This is a genomic window from Chryseobacterium sp. PvR013 (assembly GCF_017833095.1).
Classification (GTDB): Bacteria; Bacteroidota; Bacteroidia; order Flavobacteriales; family Weeksellaceae; genus Chryseobacterium; species Chryseobacterium culicis_A.
This window is the reverse complement of sequence record NZ_JAFIBT010000001.1, coordinates 2,109,841-2,131,574: the sequence shown is the minus strand read 5'-3', so window position 1 is coordinate 2,131,574 and position 21,734 is coordinate 2,109,841. Positions and strand designations below refer to the sequence as shown.

13 protein-coding genes and 1 pseudogene are annotated in these 21,734 nt (G+C 37.5%); 9 read left to right on the top strand and 5 right to left on the bottom strand.

Annotated features, from left to right (window positions below):
* Positions 1 to 5: 5 nt before the first annotated feature.
* The 7 genes and pseudogenes from JOE44_RS09365 to JOE44_RS09335 all read left to right on the top strand — a co-directional run bounded on the left by JOE44_RS09365 (position 6) and on the right by JOE44_RS09335 (position 7,851).
* Positions 6 to 3,350, top strand: a complete 3,345-nt coding sequence (locus JOE44_RS09365; RefSeq protein WP_209785350.1) for a DUF6443 domain-containing protein — start codon at positions 6 to 8, stop codon at positions 3,348 to 3,350.
* Entirely contained in the window at positions 3,347 to 4,189 is an 843-nt protein-coding gene (locus tag JOE44_RS09360; RefSeq protein ID WP_209785349.1) for a hypothetical protein, read from the top strand. The genes JOE44_RS09365 and JOE44_RS09360 overlap by 4 nt, the downstream gene beginning before the upstream one ends.
* Before the next feature lie 488 nt (positions 4,190 to 4,677).
* Entirely contained in the window at positions 4,678 to 5,283 is a 606-nt protein-coding gene (locus JOE44_RS25145) for a hypothetical protein (RefSeq protein WP_245169749.1), read from the top strand.
* Between the two features lie 5 nt (positions 5,284 to 5,288).
* Positions 5,289 to 5,960 carry a hypothetical protein gene (locus JOE44_RS09350; protein ID WP_209785348.1) on the top strand — a complete coding sequence of 224 codons (672 nt, stop codon included), beginning with the start codon at positions 5,289 to 5,291 and terminating at the stop codon, positions 5,958 to 5,960.
* A gap of 92 nt (positions 5,961 to 6,052) precedes the next feature.
* Positions 6,053 to 6,331: pseudogene (locus JOE44_RS25260) on the top strand (RHS repeat-associated core domain-containing protein); the annotation flags it as partial.
* A gap of 93 nt (positions 6,332 to 6,424) precedes the next feature.
* Complete coding sequence (locus JOE44_RS09340; RefSeq protein ID WP_209785347.1) at positions 6,425 to 7,045, top strand: hypothetical protein; 621 nt, start codon at positions 6,425 to 6,427, stop codon at positions 7,043 to 7,045.
* 2 nt (positions 7,046 to 7,047) lie between these two features.
* Positions 7,048 to 7,851, top strand: a complete 804-nt coding sequence (locus JOE44_RS09335; RefSeq protein ID WP_209785346.1) for a hypothetical protein — start codon at positions 7,048 to 7,050, stop codon at positions 7,849 to 7,851.
* A gap of 284 nt (positions 7,852 to 8,135) precedes the next feature.
* Here the strand turns inward: JOE44_RS09335 and JOE44_RS09330 are convergent, their stop codons facing one another.
* On the bottom strand, positions 8,136 to 9,365 hold the full coding sequence (locus JOE44_RS09330; RefSeq protein ID WP_209785345.1) for an aminotransferase class I/II-fold pyridoxal phosphate-dependent enzyme: 1,230 nt from the start codon (positions 9,363 to 9,365) through the stop codon (positions 8,136 to 8,138).
* Between the two features lie 157 nt (positions 9,366 to 9,522).
* Between JOE44_RS09330 and JOE44_RS09325 the strand changes: the two genes are divergently transcribed.
* Positions 9,523 to 9,981 (top strand): Lrp/AsnC family transcriptional regulator, encoded by a 459-nt coding sequence (locus tag JOE44_RS09325; RefSeq protein ID WP_105684683.1) that lies wholly within the window; start codon positions 9,523 to 9,525, stop codon positions 9,979 to 9,981.
* A 24-nt stretch (positions 9,982 to 10,005) separates the two neighbouring features.
* Here the strand turns inward: JOE44_RS09325 and JOE44_RS09320 are convergent, their stop codons facing one another.
* From JOE44_RS09320 to JOE44_RS09305, 4 genes are all read right to left on the bottom strand, one after another.
* Positions 10,006 to 11,097, bottom strand: a complete 1,092-nt coding sequence (locus tag JOE44_RS09320; protein WP_209785344.1) for a serine hydrolase — start codon at positions 11,095 to 11,097, stop codon at positions 10,006 to 10,008.
* Positions 11,098 to 11,267: 170 nt separating this feature from the next.
* Positions 11,268 to 12,296: a bestrophin family ion channel gene (locus tag JOE44_RS09315; protein ID WP_209785343.1), complete on the bottom strand. Its 1,029-nt coding sequence runs from the start codon at positions 12,294 to 12,296 to the stop codon at positions 11,268 to 11,270.
* Positions 12,297 to 12,503: 207 nt separating this feature from the next.
* Entirely contained in the window at positions 12,504 to 14,576 is a 2,073-nt protein-coding gene (locus JOE44_RS09310) for an alpha-ketoacid dehydrogenase subunit alpha/beta (protein ID WP_209785342.1), read from the bottom strand.
* A 75-nt stretch (positions 14,577 to 14,651) separates the two neighbouring features.
* Positions 14,652 to 16,793, bottom strand: coding sequence for a S8 family peptidase (locus JOE44_RS09305; protein ID WP_209785341.1), 2,142 nt, complete (start codon positions 16,791 to 16,793; stop codon positions 14,652 to 14,654).
* A gap of 260 nt (positions 16,794 to 17,053) precedes the next feature.
* Between JOE44_RS09305 and dnaE the strand changes: the two genes are divergently transcribed.
* Positions 17,054 to 21,721, top strand: coding sequence for a DNA polymerase III subunit alpha (gene dnaE / locus JOE44_RS09300; RefSeq protein ID WP_209785340.1), 4,668 nt, complete (start codon positions 17,054 to 17,056; stop codon positions 21,719 to 21,721).
* Positions 21,722 to 21,734: the final 13 nt, after the last annotated feature.

Below are 21,734 nucleotides of genomic sequence, written 5' to 3'. Positions count from 1 at the left end.
CACCCATGAAAAAAATACACCTATTAGGGCTGCTGTTGATCGCCATGCTGACCTCTGCACAAAGTACCACAGAAAACTATATACAGTCCCAAACCTGCCTGAGCGGAGACTGCAGCAAAAAGACAGAAACCCTTACCTATTTTGATGGACTGGGAAGACCCAAGCAAATTGTCAGCGTAAAAGCGACCACAACAGGAAAAGACCTGGTGACTCCTATTATTTACGATGCCTTCGGAAGACAGGTAAAGGATATTCTTCCAGTTCCTGCCAATACCCTCAATTCAGGCATTCATACCGGGATTATCGATGAAACTGCGGCTAATTCTTACTACGGAACAGCCAATGCCTATACGGAAAAGGAGATGGAGAATTCTCCATTAGACAGGCTAAAGCAAGTGGCTCAGCCTGGTGACCCCTGGAAAATGGCGGGCGGACATACACAAAAGCTTAAATATGAAGTGAACCTTGGTTCAGAGGTAAAGAAATTTATCACGAGTACAACCACGGCTACATCTGGAGCAGATAACAAAACCATTTCTTCCGTATCCATAGTACCAGGCAGTGAGTTTTATGCCCCGGGAACTTTATACAAGAATACGGTTACCGATGAAGATGGAACTCCCGTCATAGAGTTTCAGAACGGGCGTGGTGAAACTGTTCTTGTACGCCGGACTGATGGAACCCAAAATATTGATACCTACTATGTCTACAATGAATACGGGCAAAAGGCATTCGTAATCCCTGCCCTGGCAATAAAGAAAATTGAGCAGAATAACAATGTTGTTTCCACCGATATTCTAAACAGCCTTTGCTACCAATACCGCTACGACGGCCAGTACAGGCAGGTGGAAAAAAGACTGCCCGGAAGGGATGATTGGGAATCTGTAGTATATGATGCTTCTGACCGTCCGGTGCTTACCCAGGATGTCAACCTGAAAAATAAAGGACAATGGCTGCTGACCAAGTATGATGCTCTGGGACGTGTTGCCTATACCGGACTTATTGACGGAGGAAGCCGCGCAGATCTACAGGGACAGATTACCAATCTTGTTATCAGCGAAACCCCGACAGCTGCAGGTTTTAGCAAAAACGGGATTATCGTGTATTATACCAATACGCTTTTTACCAATTTCCAGACGCTTTTGTCTGTTCATTACTATGATTCCTATCCAAGAGATACCAAAGAATTTCCCCCTGCAAAAATCCTCGATCAATATGTAATTAACGAAGACAAATCGCTTAACGGAGGAGCCAGTACCCAAGGGCTGCCCACGGCATCTTATGTAAAAAACATTGAGGATGATAACTGGACCAAAACCTATTTCTATTATAATACCAAAGGGGAAAAAGTAGCAGAGAAAAGCTGGAATCACCTGGGTGGATATACAAAAAAGGAATTCAGGCTTGATTTTTCCGGTGCTGTGGATGAAAGCTATACCTATCACAAAAAAGGGGCTTCTGATGCTGAGGTTACCATCCAGGAAAGATTTGTATATGATGATCAGAAAAGACTGCTGAAACACTACCATAAGGTGAACAGCCAAATAGAAGAACTGCTGGCAGAAAACACCTACAATGACCTGGGACAGCTTATCAATAAAAAAACAGGGAATACCACGGGTACTCCTTTACAGTCGATAGATCAAACCTACAATACCCGTGGATGGATTACGAAAGTGAATGATCCTGCCAACCTGAACGGAAAGCTCTTTGCCTATGAGCTGAAATACCATAATCCCGCGTATTCTACGGTGTCTACAGGGAAATACAATGGGAATATTGCAGAAATAGACTGGTCAAGCGCAGATACCGGAACATTCAGAAGGTATAATTATCAGTATGATGCATTAGACAGGCTCAAAAGCGGAATCTATTCTGAACCCAATGCCACTGTACCTCAGAACAATTATTACAACGAATCCCTCACTTATGATCTCAACGGGAATATCCAAACCTTAAAAAGAAACCTGCTCTCCAACGGAGGAGCTGTAGTGATGGATAATTTGGGGTATACATACACCGGGAACAGACTTGCCAAGGTGAATGATACTTCCGGAAATTATGCTGGCTACCCCGACGTTTCAGGAAATGAGATTCCCTATGATGGTAATGGGAATATGACTACCCATTTGGATAAAGGGATATTAAAGATCAATTACAATTTTCTGAATCTTCCCAATCAAATAGAATTCAATTCTTTATATAAATCACGGGATTATTACAATCTGCTTTTCAATGTCAATACAAAATATGTATACAAAGCAGATGGAACCAAGCTTAAAAAGATCTATACCTTCGGTTCCGGCAAAACGAATATCGAAACCACCTCTGCTACAGACTATCTGGATGGATTTCAATATACCAATAATGTATTAAGCTTTGTACCTACTTCAGAGGGCTATTATGACTTCGTTCAGAATAAGTATTTTTACAACTATACCGATCAGGTAGGAAACATCAGGCTTGCGTATTACAAAGATGCCTCCGGAAATCCTACAATAGACAGAGCTACTCATTATTATCCTTTCGGGCTAGAGTTTGGAGGAGAGCTAGTTACTGCGACTTCAATATCTCCAAATTACAAATACTCTACACAAGGGCAGGAAAAACAAACAGAAACAGGCTGGAGTTCTTACCGATGGAGGAACTATGACCCTGCGATAGGAAGGTTCTTTAATGTTGATCCATTAAGTGAAAAATACGCATATCAATCACATTATAACTTCTCAGAAAATAGAGTTGTTGATGGGAGAGAACTGGAAGGGCTAGAATTTGTACCACTACCGATATTTGCTCCTAGTGCTTTAACACCTCCGCCTCTATACGCTGCAAAACCGGGAGCAGGATCAGCAGTGTATGAGCAGATGAAAAGTAATGCCATTAATAATTATAATGGCTTAATGCGGGGCTTAGGTACCCAAATTAATGTTCTTGTGGCGGTTTCCTATACCGGAATAAACCTTGCCAATCGTGTCTTAAATAGTGAGGGAGATAATAAAAGAAAGAGTAAAGATGGTGATTCTTCTAGTGGGAAAAAGAAAACAGGATCATACACAAATACTCATCAAAGCGGTAAAAAATATCATGGAAAAGGAGATGAGAAAAGAGCTGCAAAATCTGGTAAAGAAAAGGCAGAGAAGAATGATGATCCTTTAGAAAAGACAGATTGGACAGAAGCAAAAAATGATAGAGAAGCATTTAAACAGGAATCTGAAAGAATGGAAACAGATGCTGATAAGGATCAGGGGACTCCTGGTCACAAAAGTGAAAATAATTATAATCAAAGAAGGTCTCCTGGTGACAGATATAGAGAGCAAGACACAAAGAAATATAATAACAAGAAATTATGATAAATAATGGATATGCTATCGCAGAAGATGGTAAAACTTTGGCCATAGGGAGAGGCAACCGTAGTTTGTCTGAAGAAATAAAATACATTAAATCAAAAAAAATTCGTTCTATTTCTATCAATTCAGATTCTATTAAAGATTTATCTTTCTTAAAAGACATAACTTTTATTGAAGAAATTTACTTAAACAAATTTGATATTGATTGTTCAGGCTTATATGAATTAAATAATCTTAAAAAAATTACAGTTAATATTCATGACTCCCAATCTAAACCAAGTATAGACTATTCTCAATTTAAGGAGTTAGAGCACCTTTCAATTGATTGGTACAATGAACAAATTGATTTGTCAGAAAATATACATCTGAAAACATTAGTCATTTGGAAGTTTAAACCTAAAAATAAATCCTTTTCATTCATTAAGCTCCCTGGCTCACTAGAAAAAATACATATTACAGAAAGTAATATTCAAAATTTTGAGGGATTAAAACTCTCAAAGTTAAAAATTTTCGAAGGACATTATTGTAGTCAATTAAGTACTTTAAAGGGACTTGAGAATATTTGTGAAAATTTGGAAATTTTGATATTAGACTATTGTAGGAAATTAATTCAATATAATGAATTGAAAAATTGTTTAAATCTGGAAAAATTAATTTTAGGAGACTGCGGAGATATTCCTGACTTAAAATGGATCAAACTGTTGAAGAAATTAAAGCATTTTTCTTTTTATAATACAAAATTAATGGACGGGAATGTAAACCCTTGTTTTGGTATTCAGTATGTTAGTTTTAAAGATAATAAAAACTATAATCATAGAATTGAAGAGTTTAGAAATCAGTAATAAATCCACAAAAATTACCAAAACAACCATAAAATGGCTAATTTCTAAGAATCTTAATCTAGGATATTGAAATCAATACCCTAGATTTTAACAAAGCACTTTCCGATCAGGTAGGAAACATCAGGCTTGCGTATTACAAAGATGCCTCCGGAAATCCTACAATAGACAGAGCTACTCATTATTATCCTTTCGGGCTAGAGTTTGGAGGAGAGCTAGTTACTGCCAATTCAATATCTCCAAATTACAAATACTCTTCTCAGGGGCAGGAAAAACAGACAGAAACAGGCTGGAGTTCTTACCGATGGAGGAACTATGATCCTTCGATAGGAAGGTTCTTTAATGTTGATCCATTAGCAGAAACCTATCACTCCTGGTCAACGTATGCCTTCAGCGGAAACAGAGTTGTAGATGCGAGGGAACTGGAAGGATTTGAGCCTAAAAAAGTAAATGAAGTTAGTCTCCCGGATGATCCTATAGAGTTTGCGGAAATGATTGGCGGAGGGATTAACAGTCTAAGAGCTGCAGTCGCCAATAATGTAGGGAGAACAGCCAATTTTTTCTCGAATGATGCGGTAAGAAATAAACTTGTAGTTGGTGAAGATGGCGGGCTGACTTTGCTTACAGGAGTTCCTAAAGAATCTTTCAAAGAAAAGGTAGCAAACGGTGCTCTTGATTGGGGTACTATGGTTCTATCTGTCGCTAGTGGACCTGAAGGAATATTAACTGTTCAAGGAGGGAGATCGCCTATTCTTAAGGGCGTAGAAGAAGTGAAAAGCAGTGTACAGAAACTACATTCTTCTGCAAGAATAGGCCAAGAAGCGCATCGTCAAATACAAAAAGGGCTTAAAAGTGAAGGAGTAGCTATAGAAGTACCTAAAATACTTAAGGATGGTACTCGAGTACGAAAAGACGGGGTACGAAAAGATGGAACTAACATTATTATTAAATCTAATACGCCTTCAGGAATTAAGTCTGCAACGAAAAGAGAAAACCTTTTAAAAAGAAATGGGGAAAAATCTGAAACTATTTTGTACAATCCAAAAGATCCTAAATATTTACCGAATTCTCCAACATATATTGGACCAAGAAAATAATAGAAATGAATTTAAATAAAAAGAAATTAATAAATGAGCTAGAACGTGGATTAACCAAACAAGGATTTGTTGAGTTTAAAGAAACATTTTTAGGAGCTGATGGTTTTTTTGTTAAAAAAATTCAACCTAATTTATATTTAAGCCTTGGGTTGGTAATCTCAAGGTTTGAAAAGGAAAATTTTACTGGAAGTTTTTATTTATCAAAAACCACATGTTGGTCATGTACATGGGGAGATATTCCGAAGAATTCATATCAAAGAATAGGATTTCTATTAAATGACAGAAAGAAAACTAGTTTGTTGGGTGCTGATTATGAAGTTGTGGAGGATAATTGGTGGAATGCTACTTCTCCAAACGCATTTGATAACTTTATAAATGCTGTGCAAGTTGCCGAAATAAATTTTATAACGCCTGAATTAATTCAAGATATCGAAAAAAGCTCTGATGTTACAAATCTTTATGAATTGGCTAGTAAAGTGATTACTAAGATAAAGGAGAAAAAAGATAATGAAGATTTAGAATTTCAATTCACACCCTTAAAGGAAGTCGATAATGTCCCTAGAGTATGGTTTCAAAAGGCAGAAATCATCTTAAAAGAAAATAAGCAGATTGTAAATCAAAATAAAGTGAGACTACTGGCTTCTGATGCTTATAGAATGTATTCATTGAATAATTGATCAGTGGTAATGTTACTAAGTCATTAAATTTAGGATATTGAAAACAATATCCTAAATTTTAAAAACCATACTATACAGATCATGTAGGAAACATCAGATTAGCGTATTACAAAGATGTTTCCGGAAATCCTAAAATAGACAGAGCTACTCATTATTATCCTTTCGGGCTAGAGTTTGGAGGAGAGCTAGTTACTGCGACTTCAATATCTCCAAATTACAAATACTCTACACAAGGGCAGGAAAAACAAACAGAAACAGGCTGGAGTTCTTACCGATGGAGGAACTATGACCCTGCGATAGGAAGGTTCTTTAATGTTGATCCTTTAAGTGAAAAATACGCATATCAATCACATTATAACTTCTCAGAGAATAGAGTTGTTGATGGAAGAGAGCTGGAAGGCTTAGAATGGCAAAGCACAAAAAGAGAACAAGATCTTCCTGGTGATCCTGCAGAATTTGCAGAAATGATTGGTGGCGGAATTAACAGTCTAAGAGCTGCAGTAGCCAATAATGTTGCAAGAACAGCTAATTTTTTCTCGAATGATGCGGTAAAAAATAAACTTGTAGTTGGTGAGGATGGTGGTTTAACTCTGTTAACTGGAGTTCCTAAAGAATCCTTTAAAGAAAAGGTAGCAAACGGTGCTCTTGATTGGGGTACTATACTTCTATCAGTAGGTGGCGGACCTGAAGGAATGTTAACCGCTCAAGGAGGGAGATCACCTGCTGTAAAAGGGTTTGAAGAGGTAAAAGATGCGGTAAAGTCGGTTCATGGAAATTCTAAGCTAAGTACAAAGCCGCAGCATACTTATGACATAGTCAATACACATTCTAATAATGATGTTGTAAAAACAGGTATTAGCGGTAGTAAACTCAACCAAAACGGAACTTCAAGAAGAGCCAACTCTCAGGCTAACAAATGGAATAAAAATGAGAATTCTCCGGGGAAATATAAAGGGGTTGTAACGGGTATACAATCAGGAGGAACAGGCGCAAGACAAAAGGCTTTGAGAGCAGAAAGAGAAAATGCCGATAATTTGAGAGACCAAGGACAGTTAAACGATAAAAAATATCATAAAAGACCATAAATATGAAATTAAGATACGTATTATTATTGCTTGAAAATGAAGTAGCAGGAAAAATATATTCTTCACATTTTCTATACCATACTCGTTTTATTAGTAATTACTTTTCAAAAGCTATCAGAAAGTATAAATTTGATACAGATGGTACTTTTAATATGGTTTCTATTGCGTTACTGCCTGAAAATAAATTAGAGCCAACTAAAATAACTGCCATAGATGTACTTGAAACTTATCTTCCATTTGATCAAAACCGTTATGAAAAAACTAAGGGAACTGAAGACTGTAATTATTATTTAGAAGTACTAGAAGAAGGATTTAAAAAAGCGGCTGTATTTAAACCAATACCTCTCGAAGATCTTCTAAGCTTAATTACTGAATTTAAAAAAGGAGGTTGTAAAAATGAATGGGTGCACAAAAAGAAACGTTTTAAAGAAATTGATATAGAAGTTGTTTTGAAATGCGAATTTACTACAAATTATTTTCAGTTAATAGCGACAATCAATCAAATTTCAACTAAAAAAGAATTAACCAAAGGAATTGTGATAAAAACAAAACCTGATGAAATTCACTTTGATAAAATGTTTAAAGATATTGTAGTGTATAAAAATTTTATTGTTATTACTGATGCCAGTGATAGTGCAATGGCTTTAATTAATATTAAAGAAGCACAGAAATGCAAATTTGAGAAAACATTTGCTCCTTATATTTATAGTGATGATTATACCCAAGAAGAAAATGAAGAGTTTGAAAAAACTCACAACAGAGTAATAGAAATATTATCTTATGATGATAGTGGTTTTTCAATATAAAAAAAACTGCTGGCGCGAGCATGCTGCTCGTGTCCACATTAATCCTTACAACAAACCCATCTTATTCCTCTCAAATTCTTACTGCAGATCAAAGTGGCAGTCTGGATTCCTACGGAATGACAAAGACACCATATATATAATCTGCATTAATTATTCAACATTTATAATTCTAACGATGCATTTATCTTACCCACATAGTTGTCATTCCGTATGAATCTTAACAACCCCTTTGATAACTTAAGAAAAAAGGCTGTTCCAAATGAAACAGCCTTTTTACAATAAATTTAGATGATAGAAATGTTTTCATGGTGGTTAAGAACTCCAACTTTCAGCATACACTCTTTCATTTTATGGTAAGTTCTTTTGATATCGTGGTCAAGACCGATGGAGAATCTGATCAGTCCGTCTGAAATACCGATGGAAGCTCTTTCTTCTTCCGGGATCTCAGATGAGGTAGATTTTCCTGAGCATGAGAATAAGGTTTTATAAAATCCTAAGCTTACTGCAAGATAACCCAGGTTTTCTGTCTGCATTAATTCCATCAGTTCGTTTGCTTTTTCTGTGGTTCCGGCATCCAGCGTCAGGAGCCCGCCGTATCCGTATTCTTCATGAAGCATGCTCTTCATGAGTTCATGGTTTTTATGAGACGGCAATCCCGGATAAGATATTTTTAATCCGTCTTTTTCGAATCTTTCAGCCAGATACATCGCATTGTGGCTGTGTTGTTTGATTCTGATGTGCAATGTTCTCAGGTTTTTTAAGATACTTGATGATCTTAGGCTGTCCATCGTAGGTCCCAGAAGCATACATGCTCCGGAATTGACATTTTTGGTGTCATCAATAAATGCCTGAGTTGCACAATATACTCCTCCAACCGTATCACTGCTTCCGTTGATAAACTTCGTGAGGCTATGAATCACCACATCTGCTCCGAATAAAGTAGGAGAGATAGAAAGGGGGGAGAATGTATTGTCTACAATAAGCTTCAGATTGTGTTTTTTACAGATTTCAGAAAGCTTTCTAAGATCTGCCACTTCAAGAAGCGGGTTGCTCACACTTTCGCAGTAAATAACTTTAGTGTGAGGTGTAATGGCTTTTTCGATCGATTCAAAATTGTTGATATCAACAAAAGTCGTTGCAACATTAAACTGAGGCATGAAGTTTTTAAGAAAAGCATAGGTTCCTCCGTAAATGGTTCTGCTTGAAATAATATGGTCTCCACTTTTGCACACCTGCATCAAAACGGAAGTAATAGCTCCCATTCCGGATGCTGTAACATTGGCAGACTCTGTATTTTCCATCTTGGCAAGGGCCTGAGCCAGATACAGATTCATTGGAGATGAGTGTCTGGAGTACAGGTAGCATCCTTCGGCATTTCCTTCGAAAGTATCAAACATGGTCTTTGCAGAAAGGAATGTATACGTAGAGCTATCGGAGATAGAAGGATTCACTCCTCCGAATTCACCAAAATACTGAAGATCCTGGATCTCGTTGGCTGCGTTAAAGTTTTCCATAAATATTGTTTTTATTTTATCGTCCCAATTTGCATTAATTTGCTAATTATTACAATATAAATTTGAATTTATAGAAAATAAAACTGTAAAATATTGTTTATTTAGAAAATTTATTTAGTATCTTCGGGATTGCTAAATTTTTACCAAAAAATTATCTATGGAACTTGACGAAACTGATAAGAAACTCTTATTTTTTTTACAGGAAGACTGTAAGCAAACCACCAAAGAACTGTCCGGCAAACTTGGATTGTCTGTTACAGCTGTTTATGAGCGTGTAAAAAAGCTTGAAAATGCAGGGGTTATTTCAAAATATGTAGCCTTGCTTGACAAAAGTAAAGTTAAGAAAAATTTCATTGTCCTGTGCCACGTAAAACTGAGCCAGCATAAAAAAGAATTTGTATTGCAGTTTGAAAAAGAGGTGATGGATCTTCAGGAGGTTACAGAATGTTTCCATGTAAGCGGAGATTATGATTATATTCTTAAAATAGGCGTTAAAGATATTGAAGACTACCGCAGCTTTATGCTGACGAAATTGACGACGCTTCAGCACATCGCAAGTACGCACAGCTCATTTATGATTTCCGAAGTGAAAAACACCACGGCGATTGTATTGTAGCGTATTAAAAAATTCCGGATTGGGTTATTTGATGTGATCTTCCTTTGTTATTTTATCAATGAAATAATGAAGCCTTTTAATATCGGATCTCCCTTTGTTTTTATCATTCAAAAAGCAAGTGGTTACAATTACCATTTTTAAATCAGGAATCACACAGATAAGCTGACCTCCATAACCGGTTGCTACGAAAGCCTGATGACCGTTGGTTTTTCTTCGCCACCAGTAGTAGCCATATCCGTTGGCATCCGGCATGACATCCCAGGAATCCAGTTTTACATGTTCAGCTGTAGATTCCTGAACCCATTTCTGTGAGACAATCTGTTTGCTGCCCAATTTTCCATTGTTAAGGATCATGGAACCAAATTTCAGCATATCTTCAGGTTTCATGAACATCTCTGAGCCTGCCAGATTTCTGTTCATGGAATCCGTATCCCATCGGGTAACATTCATCTTTAAAGGTCTGAAAAGATTTTCTGTCGCGAACTGTTTCAGGTTTGTCTTTACAATTTTTGCCAATGCAGCCCCAAAAAGATGGGATTCACCACTATTATAATTGAAAACAGTACCCGGATATTCTTCGAATGGCAAATCCAGAACAAACTTCACAGGGTCGCTGGAAAATGACATTGCCGTTGAGATTTTTGAATTTTCAACCCAATCAAAACCACCCTGCATGGTCAGGATATTTTTTAACGTTAAGGTATTTCTGATGGAATCATGAACCACTTTTCCTTCAATATTGGAAATATTTTTAAAACTGGTCCTTGAGACATTGTATTCCGGAAGGATTTTTAAAACCGGAGTATTGAGATTGGGAAGCAGGTTTTTATCTTTTGCAATTCCTGCCAGAACAGAGACAATGCTTTTGGTAACAGATTTTATGCTGAAAACAGATTCTTTGTTGGCTCCATGAAAATACTGTTGGTACAGAAGCCTGTCGTTTTGGGAAACAATAAAAGATCCCAGAGAGGGAATACTGTCATTGATTTCTTTGGTGAACTGGTCTGTAAATTCTTTGGGCAGTTCTTTATTGAATGCTGCCTGTGATTTCACTGTAGGGCAGAATAGGGTAAGACATAGCATTGTCAAAACCTGCAGTACTTGCTTGGATCTCATTGTTTAAAAAAGAAGGGATAAATTATTAGTTGATCAAAAATATAAGCTCAACCGAACCAGTATGGAGTGACTTAGCTTATACTTTCAATACCTCTAAATTATGAAAAACAATGAGATGTTAAAATTATTTTACCGAATATTTTTTGATGTAATTCTGATATCAGGTGATGTTATACGAGAACCCCGTTTTTAGAAGAAATAGGATCCGGAAGATCTGTTTCTCCGCTCATCTGAAGAAGATCAATTTCAATCGCTCTGCAGATAGAAAGCATAGGAACATCAAACATTAATCCTGCAAAAGGGTTTTCAGAATAATCTCCCACCAGTTCCATGATGATATAGATCCATCCAATGATGATACAGAAAGGAATAGAAGTCCATATTCCCCAATCACCAAGCTTTGCAAATTCATTTACCAATCCCAGTGGAAGAAGCATAATAAACAGGATGTTAAAAACAAAGGCTGTGCTGGCAAACTGTCTTGGAGAAGGGAATTTTTTGATTCTTTCTGCCTGGCCCTGAAAATTATAGAATTCATTTAAACTATTCTGAAGCTGAGTCTGGTTGAAATCGGTAATCGCATTCATATTTTTCAGCTCATTGATATCTTTTGCCTGTTGGGAAACCAGATAAGTGGCAAAGTTTTTATAATCATCCTTAAGCTCATATTCTTCCTCCGAAAGGTATTTGTGAAGGAAAATAGGGGCTCTGCCGTAGTCCGGGAATCCCGCTTTAATCAGTCTGTTTCTTCTCAGGTTGATATTCCCGAATTTTTTTTCTGTGCTGATGTGTTCCCATTCAGTAGGTACCAGAAGCTGCTCACGGAAAGTATATAACCATGCAATATGACGATAAACAATTCTTCTTTTACGGTCTTCAAGATCAAAAACACCAATTTCTTCATTTTTAGTATCAAAAGCATATACCATAGAAGCAAATGAGCGGCTTGAATTCACAATGCCACCCCAGATTTTTCTGGCTTCCCAAAGTCTGTCATAAGCCTGGTTGTTTTTGAAACCCACAAGGAAAGCTTCTGCTGTACCAATCAGTGCAACAGGAACCCAGGGAATCGTCATCCAGTGCCAGTTGAAGAAATAAAAGAAAACAGCAATTAAGGTACACCAGATTGATATAAAGATAAGATGTACACCGGCCAGATTGAGAACCTGTTTATAATTGACGTATTTGGTTGTGATCATAAAGATGGATGTGTTTTGCGTGTACAGACAAAATAAATACCAAACTATAATAGATTTTAATTTGTAATGCCTGTCAGATAATGGGTAGTCAAGTTTTTTTAGTTTATAATGAGCTAGAATTGAGATTGATAATCTTAATTAAAAGTAGTGAAAAAAATGCATAAAAAAACCTCTAAAAATTTTTAGAGGTTTTAAGTTGATATAAAATTAATATTTCAGCATTTCTTCGATCTTATTGCTGAGCTTTTCAGCATTGGGAAGCATTTCTTTTTCCAGAACCAGATTGATAGGAACGGCTGGTACATCCAGTGATCCCATTGTCTCTACAGGCGCATCAAGATATTTGAAGCAGTTCTTAGAAATACGGTGGGCAAAAGCTTCTGCAAAAGAGTTGTTAAGCTGCTCTTCCGTAAGAACAATACACTTTCCATGCGCTTTTACTCTTTCATAAACAAGTTCTTCATCAAGAGGAATTAATGTTCTCAGATCAATCACCTCAACTCTTCCATTGAAATTCTTAGCGGCTTCTTTAGCCCAGTAAACTCCCATACCATAAGTAACCACTAATAAAGTTCTGCCTTTTTCAGTTTCATCTTTATCAGCCTCAATGATTACTTTACCTTTTCCAAATGGAAGCACATAGTCTTCAGCAGGCTCTATTGTTTTAGCATCTTCAGTTCCCGGAACTTTACTCCAGTATAACCCTTTGTGTTCCAGCATTACTACCGGATTCGGGTCATAATAAGCTGCTTTTAATAAACCTTTAAAGTCTGCAGCATTACTTGGGTAAGCTATTTTGATTCCTTTGATATTGGCGAGTATACTTTCAACACTTCCACTGTGGTAAGGACCGCCGCCGCCATAGGCTCCGATAGGAACACGGATGATATTGCTTACAGGGAATTTTCCCCCACTTAAATAGCTGGATTTTGAAATCTCTGTGATTAACTGGTTGATTCCCGGATAGATATAGTCTGCAAACTGAACCTCAACGATGGGTTTCAATCCCACAGCGCTCATTCCGGCTGTAGATCCAATAATATAAGCCTCCTGAATGGCTGTATTGAAAACTCTTTTGCTTCCGAATTTTTTTCCTAAAGTAACCGTTTCACGGAAAACACCACCGATTCTTTCCCCCACATCCTGTCCGTAAAGCAGAGCTTCAGGATGTTTCCACATCAATTCCTGTATAGCATGGATGGCTGCATCTACCATTACAATTTTTTCTCCGTTAGCAGGCTCACGTGTTCCTGTTTCCTCAGTAATTGGAGTAGGAGCAAAAATGTGCTGCATTACAGTTTCAGGCTTTGGATCTTCTGCATTTTTAGCTTTTTCGAAAGCCTCTTCTGCCTCAAGACGGGCCTTTTTGGTGATTTGCTTTAAAAGATCCTCATCAACACCTGTTTCCAGTAAATGTTTTCTAAGGATTTCTCCCGGATCTTTAGCTCTATGTTTTGTTAAATCTTCTTCGTCTCTATAGAATTCTCTTCTTACTCCTGAAGTATGGTGGCCAATCAGTACTGTTTTTGCACAGACAACCAAAGGTTTTCTTTCTGTTCTTACAAAATCTACAGCTTTTTTCATGGCTTCGAAACTTTCCACGAAATCAGTCCCGTCTACTCTCATTCTGCTTAATCCCGTGAATCCTGCTACAAAATCATAAGCATCACAGGTTCTTGCTTCATCCTTCGTTACGGAAATTCCCCATTCATTATCCTGAACCAAAAATATGATAGGAAGTTGGTGTAATGCTGCAAATTGTAGCGCTTCACTCACTTCACCTTCTGTAACCGAATTGTCTCCAAGGCTGCATACAACCACAGGGTTATTTTCAAAATTCTGAAGATTGAAATCCTGAATATATTTAATTCCCTGTGCTACTCCTGTAGTAGGGATGGTTTGCATTCCGGTTGCGGAGCTCTGATGAACGATCTTCGGTTTGTTTTCATCCCTACTTGAAGGGTGAGAATAATAAGATCTTCCTCCTGAAAAAGGGTCGTCAGCTTTAGCCAGTAATTGAAGCATTAATTGGTAAGGTTCAAAACCAATTCCTAAAAGAATACTTTCGTCTCTGTAATAAGGAGAAACCCAGTCTTCTTTCTTTAGCTGATAGGCTGTTGCCAGCTGAATGGCTTCATGGCCTCTTGAAGTACTATGAACATATTTGCATATGTTTCTGTTTTCTTCATAAATATCAGCCATTGCCTTGGCCAGCATCATATGATTATACGCTTTGAGTAATATATCCTGAGAAACTTTTTCGTGAAGTGCATTTTCCATAGGAAGCAAATATACATAAAAAAACAAAATACTAACAACTGTTAGTATTTTGTGAAAAATCTTTGTTTATATAGGTTATTCCTTGATCACTTTTTTAGAAATAACATCTTTGTCTGTTTTTACTTCAATGATGTAGATTCCTTTTGTGTAAGCAGATAAATCTATCGTTTCTTTATCATTATTTATAGTGCCGCTTTGCAGTTTTTTACCTGTAAGGTCATACACATTGAAGGTAGATTTCTTAGGTGCTTTTAGAATGTTTGTAACATCTTTTGTGATCGTTGGGGAGATAGCGAGATTGTTAAGAGGATTTGAAAGGTCTTTAGTTCCTAATAGCTCGGTAAATCCTGTTACGATGACAGAATAGTTCTGAGGAGCATTGCCTCCTGAGTTATTTTTCAATATGCCTTTGTTGGTGATCTCAATTTTATAAGTTCTTCCGGCAACCGGAGCATCAATTACAACCTGTTCTACGTTGTCTACAGTATTATCTCCTTTTGTGGCAGGAGTCATAGGATTGTTGGCATCCAGTTTCCACGGATAATACACGGTGTTGGTAGTTGTATCTGTAATTTTCAGATCCAGATCATTAATCAGCTTGGAGCTTCTGTTATTGTAAATATTGCTCCATTGATTGGTGAAGTTGGTGAACTCAGGATCTATCCAGGATATGGTCACTTTTAACGGCTCTGAACCTGATGCTTTTACTGTTTTTACATTGGCAACTCCGCTGTTTAAAGTTTCATCATTGAAAATAATAGTGTTATTTGATTTTCCTACAAGAAGTTCCGCTCCCTTTTTCGAGTCAATAAAGCCCCATCCAAACTGTGGGTCAGGGCCTATGTTTCCTGCTTCTTTAGCTGAGTGAACCATTAAGGTTTTTGCTGATGCAGCATTTAAAACATTTCCTCCAAACAACTGTTTATTGATCTGTGTCCAAAGTCCCACAATACCTGTTACGACAGGGGCAGAATAAGAAGTCCCGTCTCCAATAGTAATTTTACTGCCTCCTGTTGCGTTATTATCAGTCCATGCACTCGCAACACTTGTTCCTACAGCAGTAATATCCGGTTTTATACCTCCGTCATCCCTTGGTCCTGCGCTGCTGTAACTGGAATGGATAACATCTGAAGAAGCTGTATATCTTCCATCATTAGTTGTAATTCTGTCTGCAGCACCTACCACAATGATATTCTTTCCAAGAGAACCAATCCCGATACAGTCGTATCCCTGTGCGCAATTGCTGGGAGGAAGTGTATCTGTTGCTGCAAATTCTACTAAATTTCCAGTGTTATCTGTATAATATTTTTTATAAGTACTTGTAGCAGCGCTAGGTCCATCGCCAAAAGAGTTTCCAGCAGATTTTATAATAATGTAAGAAGGGTTATTGTATACAATTTGATCATAATCACGATCATTTGTGTGATAAGTTCCCTGAGCGTCAAAAGAAGTGCCTGGGCTGGTAAAAGCTCCATTCCAGACCCATGACGGTTCGTTGTTAATCAGCTGAGGATCTGCCCATCCCTGGTTACTTCCATAGGAGTGATTTGAAATATTAGGTTGTGCCTTGATGATTTTTTGAAATACCGTGCTTTGGGTAGTTTCTCCATCCAGAACAGAGGTTCCAAAAGCATAGGCTACAATGGTAGAGTTAGGTGCAATACCTTTGAAATTGACTTGTCTGGTTGTTCCGTTCGTAAAGGTTACGGTGTATGGATAGTCTTTCGCTCCAATAAAGCTGGAAACGGCTGTTGCGTGGTCTCCATAATTAACGGTGCTGCTTTCTTTGTTTGTGATTCTGTTAGGAAGGTTGTTAAAAAAAACGTGTCCGGCAAATACTCTCGCAACACTGGAGGAAGTACTGCCGTCAAAAATAGTAAATTTAATACCTTCTCCATTGAATGAACCTGTTAAGCCCGTAATGTTTCCTCCCTGTAAAAAATCAGCATTGGAATTTTTAATCTGGTCCATATCATGAGCCTTGAAAAAATACGGTTTGTTGCCAGGTAAAAAACCTGCCAGATTGGTTCTTTGCTGTTCAATCTCTTTTAAAACTTCAGGAGTTCTGTTAGCGTTATATCGTTTAGATATATAAGCCTCAAATTTTTCATTGTTGTCTATTCTCTGACGTTCAAATGATCGGTTTAATTCTTCATTGTTTTGTGCATTTATTAGCGTAATAGCTAAAACACTGAGTAAAAGTAATTGTTTCTTCATTTTGAGTAATAAATTGTTAAAAATACAGTTGATCAAATCTATGGTAAAAAACTGATACCTAGTTGGTTTTAGTATATAATTCTAATTTTTTTAATGAAATTTTAATATTTTATTTCATGATTGTTTGAATTGTTTATTTTTTTAATAAAATCACGTTATTTTGTTGTTGGGGCTAGGGTTGATTCTTTGTGTTTTTGATATGAAATTGGAAAAAATGAAGTAACTTTACATTCTCTTTTATAAAAAAGTTAGAACATTATATGTATTTAATTTTTGACACAGAAACAACCGGTTTACCAAAAAATTTCAACGCTCCGCTTTCAGACTCGGATAACTGGCCAAGAATGGTTCAGATTGCATGGCAAGTGCACGATGATGATGGGAACTTAATTGAAAACCAGGATTATATAATAAAACCTGAAGGGTATGATATTCCCTTCAATGCCGCACGTATTCACGGAATTACCACCAAGATTGCCAATGAAGAAGGACGAGATCTCCAGGAGATTCTTGAAGAGTTCTCTAAAGTCCTTGAAAGGGTAAGAGTGGTTTCCGGGCATAATGTAGAATTCGACTATAATATTGTAGGAGCAGAATTTTACAGAAAAAACCTGAAAGATAATCTTCAGGAAAAACCCAAAGCAGATACCATGATTTTGGGAACCGACTACTGTCAGCTTGGCGGAGGTCGGGGAGGAAGATTCAAACCTCCGAAATTGGAAGAGCTTTATGAAAAACTTTATGGGAATAAATTTGATGAAGCCCATAATGCTGCTGCCGATGTAAATGCTACAGCCAGAGCTTTCTTTGAGATGGTAAGAATCGGAGTTGTGCCTGCTGAAACCTTAAAGATTTCAGAAGATCAGCTTGCTTATTTCAGAAGTCTTTATCCTGATCCGATTAAGCCTTTTAATATTGTTATCAGAAGGCAGGTTGCAGATTTTCATAATAAGAAAAAGCAACAGGATTTCGGGAGTATTGATGAAATTGATTTAGGGAAATATTTCAATTTTAATAGTCACAGTGTTTTCTCGACATTGACGGCTACATCGAGTATCAATGATTTGATTAAAAAAGCTTCTGACGAAAATTTCCCGGCTGTCGGTATGGTGGACCTTGGAAATATGATGGGAGCTTTTAAGTTCGTATCAGCAGTGGAAGGTGCCAATGGGGACAGGGCAAAGAAGCATAAAGAATATTTAGCAAAAAAACAGGAAGCAGAAGAAAACGGAACGGAGTTCAATGAAGAAGAGCCTGTTTCTGAACCGCTTATTCCTGTGGTTGGCTGTGAATTCTATATTTCGGAACGTTATGAACAAAAGCAGTTTACCAAAGATGATCCCGACAGGAGAACACAGGTAGTACTTTTGGCAAAAGATTTTAACGGGTACAAAAACCTGGCAAAACTTTCCAGTATCGGTTTTCTGAAAGGATTCTATTTTGGGGTTCCGAGGGTGAGCAGAGAACTGATAGCACAATATAAAGAAGGAGTGATTGCACTCACCTCCGGAATTATGGGTGATATTCCTGATGCCATCTTAAATACCGGTGAACAGAAAGGAGAGGAGCTTTTCAAATGGTGGAAAGATACTTTTGAAGATGATTTTTATGTTCAGATCCAAAATCATAAACTGCCTGAAGAAGAGCATTTAAATGATGTTTTACTCCATTTCGCGGATAAATATAATGTTAAAATTTTAGCGCAGAATGAGACTTTTTATACCAATAAAGATGATGCCAATATCCAGGATATTGTAAGCTGTATCAAAGATGGTGAAAAGCTGACAACGCCTATTGGGAAAGGGTTTGGTAAAAGAAGAGGGCTGGCAACAGGTGAATATTATATCAAGAATTCCGATGAAATAAAAGAGGCCTTTTTAGCATATCCTGATGCATTTGATGCGTATGAAGAATTTACAGCAAAGTTTAAACCCTATACCTTAAAAAGAGATGTTCTCCTTCCGAAGTTTGATATTCCGGAAGAATTTATCCATGCTGAAGATGAGGTAGACGGAGGAAAAAGAGGAGAAATGGCATATCTTACCTATCTTACGTATGAAGGAGCAAAGAAAAGATATGGTGTAGATGGTATTACAGAGGATATTAAAGAACGTCTTGACTTCGAGCTTGAAGTAATTGCCAATACCGGTTATCCGGGGTACTTCCTTATTGTACAGGATTTCTGTAATGAAGCCCGTAAAATGGGGGTTTGGGTAGGTCCGGGAAGGGGTTCTGCTGCAGGTTCTGCTGTAGCTTACTGTATTGGAATTACCAATGTAGACCCTATTAAATATGACCTGCTTTTTGAGAGATTCCTTAATCCGGAAAGGGTATCCATGCCCGATATTGATATTGACTTTGATGATGAAGGAAGAGATAAAATTATCAAATGGGTAGTTGAGAAATACGGAAAAACTCAGGTAGCACAGATTATTACGTACTCGGTTTTGGGTGGGAAATCTGCTATTAAAGATGCCGGAAGAGTACTGGATGTTCCAATTCCTGATACAAACAATATTGCTAAGCTGATTCCTCCGAGTCCGGGGATGAATATCGCGAAAGCTTTAGCAAAATATGATAAATTAAAACCGGAAGAACAGATGCTCGTTGATGAGATGAGGTATGTTCTTAACAGTCCTGATGATGCACGGCATGGAGTTTTGGCAAGTGCTAAAAAGATGGAAGGCTGTATCAGAAATACGGGAATTCACGCCTGTGGGGTAATCATTACGCCGGAAGATGTGAGTAATCTGGTTCCGGTAACCATTGCAGCAAAAGATGCTGATATCTTAGTGTCACAGTTTGACAACTCCGTGGCGGAGAGTGCCGGTCTCTTGAAGATGGACTTCCTGGGGTTGAGAACTCTGACTATCATTAAAGATGCATTGAAGCTTGTGAAGGCAAGATATAATGTAGATATTGATCCGGATCTTATTCCGCTTGATGATACCAAAACATATCAGCTATTTAAAGAAGGAAGAACAGTAGGGATTTTCCAGTATGAAAGTCCCGGGATGCAAAAATACATGAGGGAACTTAAACCCACTGTTTTTGCTGACCTTATTGCCATGAACGCCTTGTATCGTCCGGGTCCGATTAAATATATTCCAAACTTTATTAACAGGAAGCATGGGATTGAAGAGATTGTTTATGATTTACCGGAAACAGAAGAATATTTAAAAGAAACATACGGGATTACCGTTTATCAGGAGCAGGTAATGCTTTTGTCCCAGAAATTGGCCAATTTTACCAAAGGTGAAGCCGATACGTTGAGAAAAGCGATGGGTAAAAAGCAGATTGACGTTCTTAATAAAATGTACCCGAAATTCATTGAAGGAGGTAGAAAAAACAACCTGAATGAAGAAAGACTTGAGAAAATCTGGAATGACTGGAAGGCCTTTGCAGAATATGCCTTCAACAAATCTCACTCCACGTGTTATGCATTTATTGCTTATCAAACGGCTTATTTAAAAGCAAATTATCCGGCTGAATATATGGCGAGTGTGATGAGTAATAACATTAACAATACGGATTCAATTACCATGTTCATGGAGGATTGTAAAAGTATGGGCGTGGATGTATTAGGTCCGGATGTGAATGAATCCCAATATAAATTCTCAGTAAACGAAAAAGGGCAGATCCGTTTCGGATTGGGAGCTATCAAAGGAATTGGGGAAGGACCAAGTGAAGCAATTACAAGAGAAAGAGCAAACGGAAGGTTTAAAAATATTTATGATTTCTTTGAAAGAATATTGCCTTCACAGATGAATAAGAGAGTAGCGGAAAGTTTGGTGCTTGCCGGTGGTTTTGATGAACTGGACTCTTTTCACAGAGGACAGTATTTTGATATTGACATGGCCGGAAAAACCAATCTTGAACGGTTGATCAGATATGGACAAAGCTTTCAGGAAAGTAAAAATGAGATGGAACATTCATTATTTGCTGATTTTGCGGAAGAAGTTCAGATTGAACAGCCTAAACTGCCACCTTGCCCGGAATGGCCGAATATGCATAAGCTTAACAAAGAAAAGGAAATCATTGGCTTCTATCTTTCTGCGCATCCGCTGGATGAGTTCAAGTACCAGTTCAAGTTTATGCAGGGGCAGCTTTCCAAAAAATCTGTTCTTGAAAAAAATGAGGAAGAGAAAGTCGTGACAGATGAAGCGCCTGTCTTGGAGCAGGATGCTCAGGATGACGCTGTAGATCTTACAGAAATTATATCCGATGATGTTGTGGCAGGTGAAGAGGAAGTAGTGGAAGAAGTGACTAAAAAGGCTGAGCCTAAAGGTAACTTCATGTTCCTGAATCTGGATGAGGTGGATGCTTACAAAGAGCAGGCTTTTGCAAATAAGCAGGAAGAGCTGTTTGAAGAGAAAAAGAAAGACTGGAAAACCATGCAGAAAGAAAGAGAAAACGGTGGCGGCGGAAAAGAATATACTGTTGCTGGTCTGATTACGGAATATGTAGTAAAAGATGGTTTCAGAAGTGGTGAAAAAGTGGCTTTTGTTACGCTGGAAGATTATTCCGGATCTTATTCATTCAGATTGGGTGACAGAGATTATATGAGGTTGAAAGAGAAGCTGGAGGTTCAGAGATTTGTTATTTTTAAAATAAAATTTGCTCAGGTTAAAGATGGAAGAGTCTTTGTGAATGTAAATGATGTGATAGAGCTTCAGGAAGCTTTCGAAAGATTTGCAAAAAGTATCTCGTTAGTCATGGATGTGATGGATGTAAGACCGGAAGATCTCGACTTCTTCCGAACGGTTCTCGACAGAAATAAAGGAAATCAGAAACTGAAATTCTTTATTAAAAACCTTGAGGATGATTCCCATATCGAAGTACAGTCTATGAAACATTCAGTGGACCTGAATGGAGATCTGATTAAGGAAATTCAACTTCTTAATAAGTATGAGTTTTATTTAAACTAGAAAAAATTACCTA